This is a genomic window from Mesorhizobium sp. M4A.F.Ca.ET.020.02.1.1 (assembly GCF_004022645.1).
Lineage (GTDB): Bacteria > Pseudomonadota > Alphaproteobacteria > Rhizobiales > Rhizobiaceae > Mesorhizobium.
Genome location: NZ_RZOI01001281.1, coordinates 1 through 756 on the forward strand (window position 1 = coordinate 1; position 756 = coordinate 756).

General features: G+C 64.3%; 2 protein-coding genes. Both read right to left on the reverse strand.

The annotated features are described in order from the left end of the window. The coding region (locus EN742_RS36640) for an ATP-binding cassette domain-containing protein (RefSeq protein WP_128333970.1) at positions 1-181 on the reverse strand (181 nt) is incomplete at its 3' end. A gap of 67 nt (positions 182-248) precedes the next feature. Beyond that, positions 249-756: substrate-binding domain-containing protein (locus EN742_RS36645; RefSeq protein WP_148670601.1), on the reverse strand; the 508-nt coding region annotated here is incomplete at its 5' end.

Below are 756 nucleotides of genomic sequence, written 5' to 3' on the forward strand. Positions count from 1 at the left end.
CGATCGGATCGAGCGCGATTTCGCCTTCGTCCGGCTGCACGATGCCGACCATCACTTTCATCAGTGTGGATTTGCCTGCGCCGTTCTCGCCCAAGAGGGCGTGAACCTCGCCACTGCGCAAATGGAGATCAGCTCCTTTCAACGCCTGGACGCCGGCGAAGCGCTTGGCGATGCCGGTCATGCGAAGTGCGGGAGGACGGCTTTCGCCGTCCTCTGCCTGGGAGGTTGCCTTGAGCACTGAGACTGCCTCAGTTGGTCTTGGGATCGGGGTAATCCTTGACGTTGTCCTTGGTGATAACCGCCTGGGGCGACAGGATCCACTGCGGGATGGCCTGGCAGCCGAGAAGGCGAAGCGCCATCTGCACGCCGAGCTGGCCCTCCGCGAAGGGGAATTCCGCCACGGTGGCGCGCATCTCGCCGGCCCCGACCGACTTCTTGGCTTCCCGGATGCCGTCAGTGCCGACGACCGCGACCTTGTCGAGGCTGCTGCCGCCGGAAACGGCTTCGACCACGCCGAGCGCCATGCCGTCATTGTTGGCGTAGATGCCGACGAGGTCCGGCGCCTGGCGAAGGATGTTCGAGGTCGCGTTCAACGCGGTCAGTCGGTCCCAATTGCCGGGCTGGCTGGCGACGAGCTCCAGGTTGGAATATTTCTTGAGCTCTTCCTTGAAGCCCTGAATGCGCAGGCGCGCATTGGGTGAGCCGGCAGCCCCCTCGATCTGGGCGACCTTGCCGCCGTTCGGATAGGTCTGGTGC